General features: G+C 65.2%; 14 protein-coding genes, 1 tRNA gene and 1 CRISPR repeat array. Of the genes, 6 read left to right on the top strand and 9 right to left on the bottom strand.

The genetic code is table 11. The annotated features are described in order from the left end of the window. Position 1 precedes the first annotated feature (1 nt). Entirely contained in the window at positions 2-1,249 is a 1,248-nt protein-coding gene (gatD, locus tag IEV64_RS02005) for a Glu-tRNA(Gln) amidotransferase subunit GatD (RefSeq protein WP_188422996.1), read from the bottom strand. A 255-nt stretch (positions 1,250-1,504) separates the two neighbouring features. On the opposite strand from gatD, the gene IEV64_RS02000 reads away from it, so the two are divergent. Next, the gene (locus IEV64_RS02000; protein ID WP_004969881.1) at positions 1,505-1,714 is read left to right on the top strand and encodes a PLDc N-terminal domain-containing protein; all 210 of its coding nucleotides are present in this window, start codon (positions 1,505-1,507) and stop codon (positions 1,712-1,714) included. Between the two features lie 107 nt (positions 1,715-1,821). Beyond that, positions 1,822-2,316 carry a hypothetical protein gene (locus tag IEV64_RS01995; protein WP_188422995.1) on the top strand — a complete coding sequence of 165 codons (495 nt, stop codon included), beginning with the start codon at positions 1,822-1,824 and terminating at the stop codon, positions 2,314-2,316. A 3-nt stretch (positions 2,317-2,319) separates the two neighbouring features. Here IEV64_RS01995 and IEV64_RS01990 read toward each other — a convergent pair whose 3' ends face one another. Both IEV64_RS01990 and IEV64_RS01985 read right to left on the bottom strand, forming a co-directional pair. Beyond that, complete coding sequence (locus IEV64_RS01990) at positions 2,320-2,973, bottom strand: ArsR/SmtB family transcription factor (protein ID WP_004969883.1); 654 nt, start codon at positions 2,971-2,973, stop codon at positions 2,320-2,322. Positions 2,974-3,063: 90 nt separating this feature from the next. Continuing rightward, positions 3,064-3,741 (bottom strand): DUF1405 domain-containing protein, encoded by a 678-nt coding sequence (locus IEV64_RS01985; protein WP_188422994.1) that lies wholly within the window; start codon positions 3,739-3,741, stop codon positions 3,064-3,066. Between the two features lie 171 nt (positions 3,742-3,912). Between IEV64_RS01985 and gpmI the strand changes: the two genes are divergently transcribed. Continuing rightward, the gene (gene gpmI, locus IEV64_RS01980; protein WP_188422993.1) at positions 3,913-5,493 is read left to right on the top strand and encodes a 2,3-bisphosphoglycerate-independent phosphoglycerate mutase; all 1,581 of its coding nucleotides are present in this window, start codon (positions 3,913-3,915) and stop codon (positions 5,491-5,493) included. A 42-nt stretch (positions 5,494-5,535) separates the two neighbouring features. On the opposite strand, the gene IEV64_RS01975 is transcribed toward gpmI, so the two are convergent. Next, positions 5,536-6,168 (bottom strand): TVP38/TMEM64 family protein, encoded by a 633-nt coding sequence (locus IEV64_RS01975; RefSeq protein ID WP_007274648.1) that lies wholly within the window; start codon positions 6,166-6,168, stop codon positions 5,536-5,538. A 90-nt stretch (positions 6,169-6,258) separates the two neighbouring features. Here IEV64_RS01975 and IEV64_RS01970 point away from each other — a divergent pair, with 90 nt between their 5' ends. Then, on the top strand, positions 6,259-6,630 hold the full coding sequence (locus IEV64_RS01970; protein ID WP_089781372.1) for a DUF5830 family protein: 372 nt from the start codon (positions 6,259-6,261) through the stop codon (positions 6,628-6,630). Between the two features lie 31 nt (positions 6,631-6,661). On the opposite strand, the gene IEV64_RS01965 is transcribed toward IEV64_RS01970, so the two are convergent. Further along, positions 6,662-7,801, bottom strand: a complete 1,140-nt coding sequence (locus IEV64_RS01965) for a DUF7115 domain-containing protein (protein WP_188422992.1) — start codon at positions 7,799-7,801, stop codon at positions 6,662-6,664. 128 nt (positions 7,802-7,929) lie between these two features. Between IEV64_RS01965 and IEV64_RS01960 the strand changes: the two genes are divergently transcribed. After that, a tRNA-Met gene (locus tag IEV64_RS01960) sits at positions 7,930-8,078 on the top strand. A 118-nt stretch (positions 8,079-8,196) separates the two neighbouring features. Then, positions 8,197-11,521: direct repeats of the CRISPR family, unit length 30 nt; unit sequence GCTTCAATCCCACAAGGGTTCGTCTGAAAC. A gap of 276 nt (positions 11,522-11,797) precedes the next feature. Here IEV64_RS01960 and IEV64_RS01955 read toward each other — a convergent pair. Further along, positions 11,798-12,859, bottom strand: coding sequence for a CNNM domain-containing protein (locus IEV64_RS01955; protein WP_007275378.1), 1,062 nt, complete (start codon positions 12,857-12,859; stop codon positions 11,798-11,800). 164 nt (positions 12,860-13,023) lie between these two features. On the opposite strand from IEV64_RS01955, the gene IEV64_RS01950 reads away from it, so the two are divergent. Next, positions 13,024-13,494, top strand: a complete 471-nt coding sequence (locus IEV64_RS01950) for an Lrp/AsnC family transcriptional regulator (protein WP_188422991.1) — start codon at positions 13,024-13,026, stop codon at positions 13,492-13,494. Between the two features lie 419 nt (positions 13,495-13,913). On the opposite strand, the gene IEV64_RS01945 is transcribed toward IEV64_RS01950, so the two are convergent. The 3 genes from IEV64_RS01945 to IEV64_RS01935 form a co-directional block, all read right to left on the bottom strand. Beyond that, positions 13,914-14,729 carry a spondin domain-containing protein gene (locus tag IEV64_RS01945; protein ID WP_007275376.1) on the bottom strand — a complete coding sequence of 272 codons (816 nt, stop codon included), beginning with the start codon at positions 14,727-14,729 and terminating at the stop codon, positions 13,914-13,916. Positions 14,730-14,894: 165 nt separating this feature from the next. After that, entirely contained in the window at positions 14,895-15,191 is a 297-nt protein-coding gene (locus tag IEV64_RS01940; RefSeq protein ID WP_049917988.1) for a DUF8036 family membrane protein, read from the bottom strand. A gap of 1 nt (position 15,192) precedes the next feature. Then, positions 15,193-15,468: an ArsR/SmtB family transcription factor gene (locus IEV64_RS01935; RefSeq protein ID WP_007275375.1), complete on the bottom strand. Its 276-nt coding sequence runs from the start codon at positions 15,466-15,468 to the stop codon at positions 15,193-15,195. Positions 15,469-15,479: the final 11 nt, after the last annotated feature.

Here is a 15,479-nt window from a genome sequence, read left to right as displayed (position 1 = left end):
GTCACTCCCACGGGACCGAGCGCTGAGTCAGTTCGCCTTCGAGGTTCCGACCCATCGCACCCGTCGGGTCGGCGACGTTGGCGAGCGCCCACATGAGCTTCACCTTCGCCGTGCCGGGGAGCGTGTCGCCCGCCTCGACGACGCCGGCGTCGAGCAGGTCGCGGCCGGTGTCGTAGACGCGGTCGCAGACGCGGCCTTCGAGACACTGCGAGGTCATGGCGACGACCGTGCCGTCCTCGACGAGTTCCTCGAACCGCGGGATGAGGTCGGTGTGGACGTGGCCGAGGCCCGTCCCCTCGATGACGACGCCGGCCTTCCCGTCGAGGTAGTCGAGCGCCGCGGGGTCCATCCCCGGCGTGAACTTCACGAGTTCCACCTCGGATTCGAGGTCGGCGTGGAGCGCGAGGTCGGCCTCCCCACGTGGGGCGTAGTCGCGGCGGAACGTGACCTCCTCGGCCTCGTAGTCGACCTCGCCGAGCGGCTTCGCGCCGACGGTCTCGAACGCGTCGCGCCGGGAGGTGTGGTTCTTGCGGACGCGCGTCCCCTCGTGGAGCGCACAAGCGTCGTCGGACTCCGAGGCGTGCATGCAGATCATGACCTCGGCGGCGTCGGCCTTCGCGGCCTCGACGGCGCAGACGGCGTTCATCACGTTGTCAGAGGAGGGGCGGTCCGCCGAGCGCTGACTGCCCGTGAAGACGATTGGTACGGGCGTGTCGAGCATGAACGACATCGCCGACGCGGAGAACTGCATCGTGTCGGTGCCGTGCATGACGACGACGCCGTCGGCCCCGGCCTCGATTTCCTCGGCGACGGCCTCGGCGAGGTCGACCCACACGTCGGTCGTCATGTTCTCCGAGAGGATGTTGGCGACGACGCGGCCGCGGTAGTTCGCCCGCCCCGCGAGGTCGGGGACGGCCCGGAGCACGTCCTCGGCGTCGAACTGCGCGGTCACCGCGCCCGTGCGGTAGTCGACCGTCGAGGCGATGGTCCCGCCGGTCGAGATGAGCGAGACGGTCGGGAGGTCGTCGTCGAACTCGATTTCTGAGGTGCCGTCGCCCTCGGACTGCGCGTCTTCGATGTCGTACACGTCGGTTTCGAGCACGTCCACGTCGGCCCCCTCGCGGGCGATGCCGACGTTGTACCCGCCGTCGAGCTTGACGACGAGGTGGTCCTCGGTGGAAGACGGCATGAGCACGCCTTCGTTCGTGACGTCCGCGCGGGTGACGCGGACGCGGTCCCCTGCGTTCATATCGCGGGATACCGCGGGGGCAGACTTCAAACCCACCATTCCACCTTTTTCGTCCTCGGGGTCGCGTAGCGACCCGCTCGGAGCAAAAATCTGGACCAAAAATGCCGAACGGTTCGCTACGCTCACCGTTCGGTGCGATTGCTGGCCACGAGTACCACAGATTCATCCCCGGCTCGCGAGCGTGATGCAGAGGATGTTAGCTCCGCAGACATAACTGGCACAAGACATTTTATCCGGCCGACCGTCGGCCAGCGTATGCTCCCCACGATACTCCTCCAGTCGCGCGGCGCAGGCGCGTTCGTAATCGGCCTGCTGTTTTTCCTCCTGTTCCTCGGGATGGTGGTGTGGACGTACCGCGACGCGAAGCGAAACAGCAGTCACCCGGCGTTCCTCTGGGCCGTCGTCGTCTTCCTCGCGCCGCTTCTGGGACTCGTCCTGTACTTCATCCTCGGCCGCAACGCGTAGCTCCGAGCCGGGCGGCGAACCGTCACGCGACGCGAACCGACGCGAACGGTCTCCGCGGCTGACTCACCGGCACAAGAGCCATCAGGCTCGCCCGCGACCCTGTACACATGCAACGGTCGGACCAAAAGGAGTCTGAGCAGTCCGTCGACGACGTGCTCTCCGGATTGACCCGCGAGCGCGACGACGCGACGCGGACCAGTTCGCCGGACTCGTCAGGCGGCGGTCGCCTCGGTGGGCTGTTCTCCCCGCGCGCGTTCCTCGCGGCGCTCCTGCTCTCCATCGGCGGCCTCCTCGTCGGCGGCGCGATTCCCCTCGTCGGCTTCATCGGCCGGTTCGCAGGCATCGCCGGCGCCGGCTTCCTCCTCGGCCTCGTCGGGTCGAAGCGACACTACACCGAGGTCGTGCTCGCGGGGGCAATCGCCGCCGGCCTCGCGTTCGTCCTCTCGACGCTGTTCGCCGTGTTCGCGCCCTTCGCGGTGCAGTTGCTCGCGGACTACGGCGTCGCCATCGCGGGCGTCGGCGCGGCGAGCGGCGGGCTCGCGGCGCTCGTCGGTCACTACTTCGGCCGCGACCTCCGGGCGGGCCTGACACAGGAGCTGTAGCCGTCAGTCGATTCGCCAGCGGTCGCCGTTGTGGGCGACGAGGTCGCCCTCGGCGAGGTGGTGGAGCGCGCTGTCGACGACCGCGGGGTCCGCGTTGAGGTCCTTTGCGATGCCGCGGACGGTGTTCGACCCGTTGGCGAGCGCGGCCAGAATCTCGGCGTAAAAGCGGCTGTCGGCGTCGACGCCGAGGCGGTCGTTGAGGCGGTCGAGCACGTCGGTGATTCGGCCCTGCACCCACCGCTGGGCCAAGGAGAGTTCGTTGTCGAGTTCCTCCAGTTTCCCGAGTTCGCGTGCCAACTCCGAGATGTCGTCGCTCCCGGCGTTCTCGACTTCGAGCGTCACGTGCGGACAGCGCCCGGCCATGTCGAGGCTCGGACTCGGCGGGTAGGCGCTTTTCGCGCCGAACCCGTACGGCGAGACGTTCACCTCCAGTCGGAGGTTCCGCGAGATGTGGAAGTACTTGCGCCGCTGGTCGTCGGTGCGCGACTCGATGAGCCCCGCGTCCTCCAGCTTTCTGAGGTGGTCGATGACGGCCTTGGGGCTGACGCCGAGGTACTCGCTTATCTCGGTGACGTAGCACGGTTTGTGCGAGAGCAACCGCAGGATGCGCCGGCGGTTTTCGTTCCCGAGTAGGTCGAGCAGTACCGCGGAGTCCATTACGAGGTCATAGACTGCGGGCGGGGAAAAGCCTGACTCATGTGATACTCCGCGCCGTCGTGCGATTAGCGATTGTGACTCGCGGGGCGCTCACGGGGCGGTCTCCGGGGGGTCCGAGAGGCGGTCGAACGCCCGCGACGCGAGAAACACGGCGAGGAACGAGAGCGCGACGGTGATGCCCGCGAGGAGCGCCCCCGCCTCGTACTTCAGCGGCGGGTAGTAGCCGAGGCCGTAGTCGAACACGTCGTTGACGAGCGCGAGGACGAGGGCGAATCCGAGCGCGCCCTTCGTGGTCGCCCCGTAGCGCGGGACGAGGAGCGCGAGCGCGAGAAAGCCCGCGTGGGTGAGCATGATGCCCCAGTAGTCCCAGAGCGCGGCCCCGGAGAAGCCGACGTAGAGGTCGGGTCGGAGGTTGAGCGCGACGACCGTCCAGACGCCGTACTTGACGAGCCAGACGAACGCGAGCGTGTGGAGGTACGCGAGCGGCCGGTTGACGGGCGCGTCGGCGACGCGGCGACCGAGGTTCGGAAGCAGTGTCGCGGCCGACAGCGTCATCAGCGCGAGGGCGGTCGGCGAGTCGCCGAAAAGCGGGTAGAGGAACGTCGGCAGGTCAGAAAGCGCGGGGTCGGAGTGGACGTAGAAGCTCACCCCGACGAGGAACGCGGCGGCGTTGAGGACGAGGAAGACGACGAGGCTCGGCCCGTTTCCGAGGTAGTACTCCGCCCAGTCGTCGACCGCCGCGTCGAGGTCGAAATCGCGCAGACCCATCGCCGAGTCGGACGGCGCGCCGAAAGAAAAGGCCGTCGGGGCGGGGCGGGGCGGGGCGGCGCATCCCCGCCGTCGGGAGGCGAACGCCGCCCTCTCATCTCCGTGCGCGACACGTTGTCACCCCATGTCGGGAGCAAAGGACAGTTACCCCGGCGCGCCGAACGGCGACGTATGGACGCAGCACTCATCATCCTCGACGGGTGGGGACTCGGCGACCACGACCGCCGCGACGCCATCAAGGCGGCGGACACGCCGAACTTCGACCGCTACCGCGACGCGGGCGCGTTCGGGACGCTCATCGTCGACGGCCGGCGCGTCGGCCTCCCGGACGGCCAGATGGGCAACAGCGAGGTCGGTCACCTCAACATCGGGGCGGGCCGCGTCGTCAAGCAGGCGTACACCCGCATCGGTGACAGCATCGACGACGGCTCGTTCTTCGAGAACGACGCCATCACGGCCGCCTACGACCACGCCGACGAACACGACGGACGCGTCCACCTCATGGGCCTCGTCTCCGACGGCGGCGTCCACTCCGACCAACAGCACCTCCACGCGCTCATCGAACTCGCCGCCGACCGCGGCGTCGAGGCCGTCACCCACGCCTTCACCGACGGCCGCGATACCAGCCCCACCGGCGGCGAGGAATACCTCTCGGAGCTCGAAGCCGTCGCCGACGAACAGGGGACCGGCGGCGTCGCCACCGTCTCCGGGCGCTACTACGCGATGGACCGCGACCAGAACTGGGAGCGCACCAAGCGCGCCTACGACGCCATCGTCGAGCGCGAGGCGGAGTGGACCGCCGAGACGGCCGTCGACGCCGTCACCGAGTCGTACGACCGCGGCGACACCGACGAGTTCGTCGAGCCGACCGTCGTCGACGACGCGCCCGCGCTCGAAGACGGCGACTCGGTCGTCTTCTTCAACTTCCGCGCCGACCGCGCTCGACAGCTCGTGCGGATGCTCTGCGACATCGAGCCCGTCTGGGAGTTCGAGACGACGCCGCCGGAGATTCTCATGACGACGATGACGCAGTACGACAAGACGTTCGACGTCGCTGTCGCCTACCCGCCGGAACAGCCCGAGGACACGCTCGGCGAGGTGCTCGCCGAGGCGGACATGACGCAGTTGCGCATGGCCGAATCGGAGAAGTACCCCCACGTCACCTACTTCCTCAACGGCGGCCGCGAGGTCGAGTTCGACGGCGAGATTCGGAACATCGTCGAGAGCCCCGACGTGCCGACCTACGACCTCCAGCCCGAGATGTCCGCGGTGGAACTCACAGACACGGCCATCGACATCATCGAGTCCGACGACCCGAACGTGATGGTGCTCAACTACGCCAACCCCGACATGGTCGGCCACACCGGCGACTACGAGGCCGCCATCGAAGCGGTCGAGGCCGTCGACGAACAGCTCGGGCGGCTCGTCGAGAGCGTCCGCGCCCACGGCGGCCACGTCTGTATCACCGCCGACCACGGCAACGCCGACGACATGGGCACCGAAGACGACCCGCACACGGCCCACACGTTCAACCCCGTCCCGTTCGTCTACCTCGCGGCCGACCGCGACGACGAGGCCGCCGCGGAGAACGACGCCGAGGCCGAGCACGCCGAAGTCGACCCCGAGCATCCGCTTTCGGGCGGTCGGACCGTCCGCGAGGGCGGCTCGCTGTGCGACATCGCGCCGACCATCCTCGAACTCGTCGACGTCGACCAGCCGGCCGCGATGACCGGCGAGTCGCTGTTAGAATAGGTCGCCGTCGCTCACGCACTCGGTTTGGGTGCACTCAGCAGTCTACGCGCCGGACTCGCCTCGATAGCGACGGTACGCGGTCGGGACGAGCATCGACACGCCCGCGACGGCGGCGAGGACGACGAACTCCGGGCGGACGGCCGCGGCCAGTGACTCCGTCGTGAGCGTCTCGACCGACGCGCCGGCGATGACGCCCGCGACGGCCCACGGGAGTTCGCCCACGGCGGTCCCGAGCGCGAACGCCCCGAGTCGGACGTCGGCGACGCCCGCCGCCACCGACACCACGTCGGAGGGGATTGGAAACAGACGACTCGCGGCCACGCCCGTCACCGATCCCGTCTGTTCGACCGTCCGTTCGCCGACCGCGGCGAGTCTGGTGGTGCCCCGGTAGCGCCGCGCAAAGAGGTACGGCGGGACGCTCGTGAGAACGATGAGCGCCAGCGCCAACGGCACGCCGGCCGGTCCGAGACCGTAGCCGACGACGAGCGCGAGGAGCGTCGTCGGCCACGCGAGAAGCGGGCGCACGACCGCGAGCGCGCTCACGACGACGACGAGTCGCACGGGGTCCGCGGCGACCCACGCCGCGCGCGAGATGACGGCGTCTGGCGACGCGAGCAGGAGACCGGCGACGACGGCCGCGAGCGCGAGGCCGGCGGCGAGGCGCGGACGGGGCACGGAAGCTCTGCGGTCCGTCGTCGCGCGGCGACCAAACGCTTTGTGCTTCGGAGGGCTTTAGCCCGACCCCGTTCGATTGGCTCCCGAACCGTGACCGAGCCCACACGCGACGAGCGCGTCGAACTCGCGCTCGACCTCCTCGCGCACCTCGAAGCCGACGAACTCTCCCTCGCCGAGGTCGTCGACCGCATCGAGACGGTCACCACCGACCCGACGCTCACCCGCGACATCCTCGACGCGGCGGAGCTTCGCGGCATCATCGAGCGCGACGGCGGCCGCATCCGTCACAACCGCGGCGGCACGTTCGTCCGGTTCGAGAGTCAGGTCGTCCAACGCGAGGGCGACTTCGACTGCCGCCGCTGTGGCGCGTCCATCTCGACGGGCCACTTCGTGCGGTTCGAGTCCGGCGAACTCGGGCCGTTCGGCTCGTCGTGTGTCAGAAAAGTGCTCGGCCGGGAGTAGGCTGGCTGGCTCTCGCCGGCGTATGACCGCGCTACCGCCCGCGGCGGAGTTCTTCGATGAGCTGTTCGACCAGCTCCTGCTGGTGGCGAATCTGCTCGCTTTGGGCCTCGACGACCTCGCGGAGCGACTCGATTTCGGCGGCGAGTTCGGCGTAGTCGGCGTCCGAACCGGTGGCCCCGGCCGAATCGGACTCGGCGGCCGATTCGAAGCCGGACCCCTCGAACCCGAGGTCGCCGGCGTCGGCGACGTTGCCGGACGACGGCTCGGCGGCCGGCGATTCGGTGGCCGACTGAGTCGTCGCGGCCTCGGCCGCCTTCGCTTCCGCCACCGCGCCGGTCGCCGGCGCGGACTCGACGGACTGCGTCTGGGCGGCCCGCCGGCTCTGTTCGGCGGGCGCGTCGCCCTCGGTGCGGGTGGCGTTCGCCGGCTCGTCGGAGAGTTCGCCGGGGTTCGCGCTCAGGGGGTCGGGCCCCGCGCCGAAGTCGGTGTTGTCGCGCTCCGTGTCGGCGGACTCGGCGGTCGCCTGCGCTTTCTCCATCTGGACGCGGAACTCTTCGAGACTGCCGACGCCGTGGTAGTCACACAGCGCCCGCGCGAGTTTCTCGCGGACGAGTCGCGCCTGCTCGTTGGGAATCTTGAACCGCTCTTGGCGACCGTCGACGGTGAGCACGACCGTCGTGGCGACGCTCCCCGACTCGAATTCGAGGTCGGTCACGTCGGCGTAGCGGTACGACTCGTAGTCTTCGTCCCAGACCGCACTTCCGATGTGCCGGACGACGCGCGCGTCGGTGATGACGAACGTGAGCTCGCTGAATCGGAACGCCTGAACCAGGCGCTCGCCGTCTTCGTCGGTCACGCCGGCGGCCGCGAGGACGCCCTCGACGATTGGCTGGAGCGCGTCGTCGAGTCGCTTCGCGGACAGCGAGAACGTCTCGCTTCCGTCGAGGCCGTAGTCGAGCGATATCTTCGCTTTCCGTCGCCCCTCCTTGACGGACAGTCGTTCGGCGGCGTGCGAGAATTCGTCGACGGACTCGTCCGAGAGGAGGCCTTCGGCCCGATAGACGAGCGTCCGCGTCGGAGTTACAAACAGTTCGTCCTCGCCCCCGAGGTGGACGCGGGTCACCACGTCTTCCTCTCCGAGGACGGACTGGACGATCTCCGGTTGGCTCATGCGTGTGTCCACCCGGTGTTGGGACATAAATCCGCGGGTGATGACTCGAATCGAGTGGCGTGGTGACTCGTCCCGCGGTCGTCGGAGATGAGAAGCTTAAATACAACCAGCACACAACGGGAAGTTGAGCCCGGGTGGCTTAGCTGGACATAGCGCCGCACTCATAGGGTTTCACAATCGGTGCGGAACGCCTTGGAAGCCTCCGCCCCCCGCGAGGTCATGCCGGCCTCGCACCTGGGACATGCGGAGATCGTGGGTTCGGAGCCCACCCCGGGCATTCTTCGATTTCGTCACGTGGACAACTGCAACGCGAGTCACGACGTCGTCTCTCGATTTTCACTGGAAGCGGTGGTGTTCTCTGCTGTCGCGTCACCGATGGCTGTACTCCCGAACGGGATTCAATCTCGCACGGGTTCGTCTGAAACCCCAATGAGCGACGACCAGCAGCAATCCCTCGACGGCTTCAATCCCACAAGGGTTCGTCTGAAACGCGATGTCGTAGCCGTGCTCGGCGGCGTAGTCCTTGCTTCAATCCCACAAGGGTTCGTCTGAAACACGAAGCGTCGGGTCCGCGTCGAAGCCGCGATGCGCTTCAATCCCACAAGGGTTCGTCTGAAACAATCTCTCGACAGCGGAGATTCGAGACCGCTTCGAGGCTTCAATCCCACAAGGGTTCGTCTGAAACCGCCGGACTCGCTGCTGACGCCGTCCTCAATCAGCTTCAATCCCACAAGGGTTCGTCTGAAACCGTGACAGATTGGTTGCCCGACCGAGGTCTGCGCACGCTTCAATCCCACAAGGGTTCGTCTGAAACTGATTTGCTCGTACCGCGGGATAGCGATGCGAACGGGCTTCAATCCCACAAGGGTTCGTCTGAAACGCTTCGAACGTCTCGCTGGCCGCGTCGTACAGGATAGCTTCAATCCCACAAGGGTTCGTCTGAAACTCCGAGGACGGCTACATGGTAGACCCTTCCCTACAAGCTTCAATCCCACAAGGGTTCGTCTGAAACAAGCGCAAACGCGACAGTCTACGATTTCTTCGCGCTTCAATCCCACAAGGGTTCGTCTGAAACCTGATAGATACTGACGACCTGCCGATTATCGACAGCGCTTCAATCCCACAAGGGTTCGTCTGAAACGCGGTGGGGCGCACTACGCAACCACACTCTCCGAGCCGCTTCAATCCCACAAGGGTTCGTCTGAAACGAGTGGTGAAACGGTGGAGTAATCGCTGGTTCGGGAGGCTTCAATCCCACAAGGGTTCGTCTGAAACGGTTGGAAGGCGATTCCGGGCGGACTACCCCAAGGGTGCTTCAATCCCACAAGGGTTCGTCTGAAACAGTAGCAGCGACGACGACAACGACGACAACGACAAGCTTCAATCCCACAAGGGTTCGTCTGAAACCCTTGCCGGATTCGGCCGGGATAAGCGACACAGTCGACGCTTCAATCCCACAAGGGTTCGTCTGAAACCGGATGTCGAAGTCGAGTTCCGACGGGTCGATGTCGCTTCAATCCCACAAGGGTTCGTCTGAAACTCTCGACGTTGGTGCGTGTGATATCCGACGAGGTCGCTTCAATCCCACAAGGGTTCGTCTGAAACTGGCTCGTCGGGGACGCCGTTGCCGGGGTTGACGTTGCTTCAATCCCACAAGGGTTCGTCTGAAACCGTCTTGACCGCGTCAACCCCGGGGGTAGTCTGTCCAGCTTCAATCCCACAAGGGTTCGTCTGAAACGGCATCGACCGAAGTGTAATGTTCGACGCAATCCGGCTTCAATCCCACAAGGGTTCGTCTGAAACCATCGCCGCGAGCGCGTCCGACGACAAGGTCAAACAGGCTTCAATCCCACAAGGGTTCGTCTGAAACCGGGTGGACGTGCCAAGCGTTTCCGTGAACTTCGGGCTTCAATCCCACAAGGGTTCGTCTGAAACATGTTGCCGTCGTCGTCGCGGGGGCTGGGCGAAACCAGCTTCAATCCCACAAGGGTTCGTCTGAAACCGTACTGTGGACAGTTCGCTCCAAAATCGGCGGCATGCTTCAATCCCACAAGGGTTCGTCTGAAACGCGTCGCGTCGGCGAGACACGCACGGCACCGGGCGGCTTCAATCCCACAAGGGTTCGTCTGAAACTCGACGCGCTCGCTCTACGTCTCGCTTGACAACGCGCTTCAATCCCACAAGGGTTCGTCTGAAACCGGGGCCGACGCCGACATAGCCAACTCCTCAACCAGCTTCAATCCCACAAGGGTTCGTCTGAAACAGGGACTGCGCCCCCGACACGTCGCCGTCTCGCCACGGCTTCAATCCCACAAGGGTTCGTCTGAAACATTTTACCTCTCACACGGGAAAGAGAACCACGTTAAGCTTCAATCCCACAAGGGTTCGTCTGAAACGCCAGTCCCGTCAGGATTGGGACCAAGAGACAGACCGTGCTTCAATCCCACAAGGGTTCGTCTGAAACCCCAACGCGACCGACGCAAACGGCGTCCTCCCCGGGCTTCAATCCCACAAGGGTTCGTCTGAAACGGTCTCGTCACTATCGCTCTTGGGGACGCTCTTGGGCTTCAATCCCACAAGGGTTCGTCTGAAACCCGGAGACGTGGACCTGTACCTGAAATCGGGGAATCTGCTTCAATCCCACAAGGGTTCGTCTGAAACGCGACGTGCGATTCTTTCCGTTCGACCGCTTTATCGTGGCTTCAATCCCACAAGGGTTCGTCTGAAACCGACACGCGGTCGCGTGGCGGGCACTTCGTACACCGCTTCAATCCCACAAGGGTTCGTCTGAAACAATTCGTGGTCGTGACGGTGCCGTACTGGTTAATCTTGCTTCAATCCCACAAGGGTTCGTCTGAAACGCGCCGGGCACTACGCCGACCGAACGCCGACGGTCGCTTCAATCCCACAAGGGTTCGTCTGAAACCACCCAATGCCAAAACACTATCTCGTCGCGGAGTGTGCTTCAATCCCACAAGGGTTCGTCTGAAACGAGACACGAAGGACACGCCAAGAGCGTCCCGCGAATCGCTTCAATCCCACAAGGGTTCGTCTGAAACTATGACACGGGATACAATCGTGGGTTAAATCCTCGTGTTCGCTTCAATCCCACAAGGGTTCGTCTGAAACCCGCTGGTCTGCTGGCGACCAGATAGATTACCAGCTTCAATCCCACAAGGGTTCGTCTGAAACGCGATTGTCGCGCTCATCCTCGTCGCCACCCGGAACTGCTTCAATCCCACAAGGGTTCGTCTGAAACTCTCTACTCCGACAGGGTGTCGTATTCCATCTTTTCAAGCTTCAATCCCACAAGGGTTCGTCTGAAACCCTGTTCAGTGACGGGGAGACGCCCGACTGTGGACAGCTTCAATCCCACAAGGGTTCGTCTGAAACCCTCCGCGATTCGCGTCACCCCCAGCGGTAGTAGAGGCTTCAATCCCACAAGGGTTCGTCTGAAACCGCTATCGTCAGGCATGGGGTACGATAGGAGGGCCGGCTTCAATCCCACAAGGGTTCGTCTGAAACTATTGTATGGCTATCTACATAAACCTATCGTTCTTCGCTTCAATCCCACAAGGGTTCGTCTGAAACCGACGAGTCTGAAAGGCCTGCGCCCCTTCAGCGAGCTTCAATCCCACAAGGGTTCGTCTGAAACGCGCTCATGCAACAGGGGAGCGCCCAACTGCGGGAGCTTCAATCCCACAAGGGTTCGTCTGAAACCCGTCCGAATTCACGGGGGTAGACGGCTGTACATAGCGAACTCACATCAACGTTTCCGTCGACCCTCAATTCCCCCGTACCCCCCGGGGGGTCGACGGAAACGAGTCAGTACTGGGTCTGTTGAGACCGACTCCTCGGTCAGGCACCAACTCGACACGCCCCAAGCCACCCGTGAGTCACCACGAGCACGCTCGACTCGGCGACTTCGGTCGTCGTGAGTCGCGACTAGCGACCGGAAAACCCCGGAAAAACGGGACCGAAACCGCGACCGCCGTGTTAGTCGAGCGGGTCGTCGAGTTCGCCCATGACCGCTTCGAGGGCGTCGGTCGCGGTGAGGAGGCCGACGACCGCGCCGTCTCGTAAGACGAGCGCGAGTTCCTGGTCTTCGGCTTGGAACTGGTCGAACGCGTCGCTGACGTTCGTGTCGGCGGCGAGCGTCATCGTCGGCGCGGCGATTTCTTCGAACGAGCGCTCGCCGGCGCGGAGCGCCTCGAAGTTGTCGATGATGGAGGGCGCGTAGACGACGCCGCGGAAGTCGGTGAACGAGTCGCCGACGAGCGGGAAGCGGGTGTGGGGGGTGTTTCGAATCCGGTCGAAGTTCTCGCCGGGCGTCGCCGCCGTCGAGAGCGCGACGATGTCGTCGCTGGGAATCATGATTTCGCTGATGGAGAGTTCGTCCACGTCGAGCGCGTTGAGCACCTCGTCGCGGCGCTCCTCGGGGAGTTCGCCCTCTTCGAGCAGGGAGTGCAGGCGCTCGCGGAGTTGGCCGCGGGACTCGATGACGTCGGTCTCGGTTTCGAGCCACGCGCCCGACATCTCGATGCCGAAGAGCTTGAGCGTCCACTTGGCGACCCAGTCGCCGAACTTGATGATGGGCGAGATGGCGACGTAGAACCAGTGGAGCGGCGTCGCCCCGTAGCGACAGACCATGCGGGAGCGTTCGACGCCGAGGTACGTCGGCGTCTGCTCGCCGTGGGTGAGGTGCAGGAGGTTGATAATCAGGTAGGCGATGAGCGCGCCGGCCCCGACGGTCGCGAGCGTCGTCCCGGCGAAAATCGGTTCGAGTAGCGGTTCGAACAGCGCCGCCAGCGCGGGTTCGGCGACGATACCGACGGCGATGCTCGACGCCGTGATTCCGACCTGACAGGTCGTGAGATACAGTTCGAGCTCTTGGGTCATCTCCCAGGCCCGTTCGAGTCGGGAGTCGCCGTCGACGAACTCGGACTCGGTGAACTGCCGCGCGCGGGTCAGCGCGAACTCGATGGCGACGAAGAAACCGTTCGTGAGGATGAGTAACGCCCCCGCGACGAGGCGTATGCCAATCTCTGTTGGGTTCATCTGTGTCGGTGGTACGCCCGTTGGCGCTCGACCCGTTAGAAAGCATCGGCCGTCCGCTGATGTATGTAGTCAGTTATCGGGAGTCGATTAATATCCAGTTTGAACTGCGGTTCTGACAATAACGCCGGGAAAGTTAATGTCGCGGGCGACAGACGGGCGGACGAATGACGAGTCGAGAACTCGACGCGCTGGACAGACAGATACTGTACACGTTACAGGCGGAGGCGCGCCGCACGTCGTCGACCGACATCGCCGACGAACTCGACGCCTCGGCGAGCACCGTCCGGAACCGCATCCAGCGGCTCGAGGCCGACGGGGTCCTCCGCGGCTACCACGCCGACGTGGACTACGAGCGCGCGGGCTACCAGCTGTACACGCTCATCGTCTGTACGGCCCCGATTCCGGAGCGCGAGGAGTTGGCCGAGGCCGCCGCCGCGGTCCCCGGCGTCGTCGAAGTACAGGAGGTGATGACCGGCGAGCGGAACGTCATGGTCCGGGCCATCGGCGTCGACGGCGACGACCTCAGCCGAATCGGCGAGGAGTTAGACGAGTTGGGCCTCCGCGTCTCCGACGAGGACCTGATTCGGAACACTCACCGGAGCCCGTACGCGAAGTTCGGGGACGGCGACGAGTGACCGACTGCACGAGCGGCGACACGCCGCCTCACGGGTGAATCCGGCTCGGTTCGTCTCCGGCGATGCAGTTCCCGAACCACCGGTACAGCTTTGACAGGTGATAACGAACTGGTATTCGCCGTTGTCAGAGACCCTCCCGTTCGCGTCGGTCTCTCACCGACCGAATGCCCCCCACCCACCCACCACCACCACACCACCAGAGCGGTTCAACACGCTCCGACAACGGGTAGACGCAGTTGCGACAGCATCGCGCGGTCGAGGCCCCGCACTCGCCGCGTGGTACGCTACGTGGTTTCATCGGACGACCGCCCCCGGTCGTTCGCTTCCGACGGCGTCCACGCCTCGGGCTTTCGTTCTCTAACGCCGTTTGTGACCCGTGAGCGACGTGGCCGCGGGTCGAAAAGCGGGGTTCGGCCGACTCAGTCGAGTCGCTCGACCTGAACCAGCGCGACGGGGTCGTCCCAGCCGTAAACCGCGGGGTCGAGGTCGCCGTCGCCGACGATGCCGGCGTGGGGAGTGACGACTCCTCCCTCGGCGAGGTCCGGGTCGCTCGCGCCGGTCCCCTCGGTGCCGGAGTCGATGCCGTAGAGGGCCTGTGCAGGGGGGACCATGTCGGCGTACGCCTCGGTGTTGACTTCGGTTCCGGCGTCGTAGCTGGCCGCGAAGTACGACCGCGACTCGTTGACCCGCTCGGGGAGCGGGACGGTGTCGAGGCCGGCGAAGCCGTCGTTCGTGCCGATGAGCATGCTGACGAACGAGAGGTACGCGCCGCTGGCGTCGGTCTCCAGTTCGAGCGTCGCGGCCGCGGGGAACGTCTCGCTCGCCGGAAGCTCTTCGGGGACGAGCGGCGCGTCGGCGACCGTGACGCCCCGAACGTCATCGCTCTCCTCGGCCAGTTCGCCGAGCGGGCCGAGGTTCCCGTTCTCGGCGAGTTCCCTGATGGCGTCGCTCGCCGGGTCGCCGACGGCGAACAGTTCCACGCCGGCGCGGTGGGCGACCACCGCCGGCGGGGTGAACGGCTGTCCGGTCGTCAGGTTCGCCACCGTCACGCGGTAGGTCCTCGCCGACTGGTCGTTCCCGTTGGTCCCGTTTCCGGCCGATTGGCCCGGAAGGCTCGCGCTCCCCAGACAGCCGGCGAGGGCAGTCAGCACGCCCGCGCCGGTCAGTCCGAGGACGGTTCGTCTCGTCGTCGGTGTCGTCAGGTTCGTCGTCGCCTCAGTCGTCGTCTCAGTCATTGGTCTCACGTGTGGTCGGAGCCACGAGAACGAGGACGCGAGGCGGGCTAAAGGCAATTTTTCGAGATTCGGGGCGACTCCGTGACGAATCGGGGTCGAGTCAGTACCAAATTCGGGCGGGGTGCGAGCGGGACGGGTCCGGCGCGTGCGACACCGCCGGAACGCTCACCGGACCGTCACGTAGGTCAGGAACGCCAGCGCGACGAGTTGGAGGCCGCGGAGGACCAACACGGCCTGCTGGACGTGGGGGTCGCCGGAGTAGAGGCTTTGCATCGTGACAAAGAAGTAGAGCGCGACGGCGTTCTCGACGAGCATGACGACGGCGAACGCGAGCAGGCCGAGGACGAGTGAGGTGCGGAACGTCCGGTAGTTGCGAATCCACACGGCGGTTAGCGCCGCGAGGAAGACGATATTCACGCCCGAGAGGGCGCTCGCCGCCATGATTTGGGTGTCCATTGCCATATCAATCGAGGTGTGTCGCGATTTCTTCGAAGGTGTCGCGGTACCGTTCGAACTGGTCTGTGAGGAAGTACAGTCGCCCGTACTTGTCGCCGCCGGCCTCGACGACCCCGTGGGATTCGAGGGCGTCGAGGTGGTGTCTGACGGTCTTGTAGCCCACGTCGAGTTCGTCGGCGAGGCGGTTCGCGTTCTGCGGGCGCTCCGAGAGGACGCGGATGATGCGGACGCGGTTCTCGCCGCCGCGGGTCGCCGTGAGCAGATACCAGAGCGCCTTCTCCATCGACTGTTCGT

Origin of the sequence: Haloferax sulfurifontis (assembly GCF_014635105.1) — an archaeon.
GTDB classification, from domain to species: domain Archaea; phylum Halobacteriota; class Halobacteria; order Halobacteriales; family Haloferacaceae; genus Haloferax; species Haloferax denitrificans.
Note: the sequence above shows the minus strand (reverse complement) of the source record. Positions and strands in the feature narration are given on the sequence as shown.

Excerpts from the sequence above, each read along its gene's own strand:
- IEV64_RS01945 (WP_007275376.1), bottom strand. The coding sequence starts at position 14,729 with ATGACTGAGACGACGACTGAGGCGACGACGAACCTGACGACACCGACG.
- gpmI (WP_188422993.1), top strand. The coding sequence starts at position 3,913 with ATGGACGCAGCACTCATCATCCTCGACGGGTGGGGACTCGGCGACCAC.
- IEV64_RS01965 (WP_188422992.1), bottom strand. The coding sequence starts at position 7,801 with ATGAGCCAACCGGAGATCGTCCAGTCCGTCCTCGGAGAGGAAGACGTG.
- IEV64_RS01995 (WP_188422995.1), top strand. The coding sequence starts at position 1,822 with ATGCAACGGTCGGACCAAAAGGAGTCTGAGCAGTCCGTCGACGACGTG.
- IEV64_RS01940 (WP_049917988.1), bottom strand. The coding sequence starts at position 15,191 with ATGGCAATGGACACCCAAATCATGGCGGCGAGCGCCCTCTCGGGCGTG.
- IEV64_RS01990 (WP_004969883.1), bottom strand. The coding sequence starts at position 2,973 with ATGGACTCCGCGGTACTGCTCGACCTACTCGGGAACGAAAACCGCCGG.
- IEV64_RS01935 (WP_007275375.1), bottom strand. The coding sequence starts at position 15,468 with ATGGAGAAGGCGCTCTGGTATCTGCTCACGGCGACCCGCGGCGGCGAG.
- IEV64_RS01950 (WP_188422991.1), top strand. The coding sequence starts at position 13,024 with ATGACGAGTCGAGAACTCGACGCGCTGGACAGACAGATACTGTACACG.
- gatD (WP_188422996.1), bottom strand. The coding sequence starts at position 1,249 with ATGAACGCAGGGGACCGCGTCCGCGTCACCCGCGCGGACGTCACGAAC.
- IEV64_RS01955 (WP_007275378.1), bottom strand. The coding sequence starts at position 12,859 with ATGAACCCAACAGAGATTGGCATACGCCTCGTCGCGGGGGCGTTACTC.
- IEV64_RS02000 (WP_004969881.1), top strand. The coding sequence starts at position 1,505 with ATGCTCCCCACGATACTCCTCCAGTCGCGCGGCGCAGGCGCGTTCGTA.
- IEV64_RS01985 (WP_188422994.1), bottom strand. The coding sequence starts at position 3,741 with ATGGGTCTGCGCGATTTCGACCTCGACGCGGCGGTCGACGACTGGGCG.